We start from the raw sequence: 317 nt of genomic DNA, 5'->3' as shown, positions 1-317 counted from the left end.
CCCCTTATCCTTTGACGGCGCCAGCGGTCAGACCGCTTACGATTTGACGTTGGAAAAACATGATGAGTACGAAAAGCGGTAAAATCGCCGAGACCACCGCGGCTACGGCATACATTACCTTGCCTTCCTCTTGCGTGGACCCCAGAAATCCGTTGATCTTGGGGATCATCGTTGCGTTTTCTTGCGTCAGCAGCATCGATGTTACGGTAAAGTCGTTATACGCCAACAGAAAGCTGAACAGCCCTGTGGTGACCACACCTTGCCACATCACGGGGATGATTGCCAGTCGGAAAGCCTGAAAGCGGGTGCAACCGTCG

Annotated in this window: 1 protein-coding gene; it reads right to left on the bottom strand. The window is 53.3% G+C overall.

Annotation, left to right across the window (positions count from 1 at the left end):
* Positions 1 to 4: 4 nt before the first annotated feature.
* Positions 5 to 317 (bottom strand): ABC transporter permease subunit (locus AB9F29_RS21815; protein ID WP_369757236.1); only part of this gene is annotated, 313 nt, incomplete at its 5' end.

The organism is Falsihalocynthiibacter sp. S25ZX9 (assembly GCF_041205405.1).
Taxonomy (GTDB): domain Bacteria; phylum Pseudomonadota; class Alphaproteobacteria; order Rhodobacterales; family Rhodobacteraceae; genus Falsihalocynthiibacter; species Falsihalocynthiibacter arcticus.
Note: the sequence above shows the minus strand (reverse complement) of the source record. Positions and strands in the feature narration are given on the sequence as shown.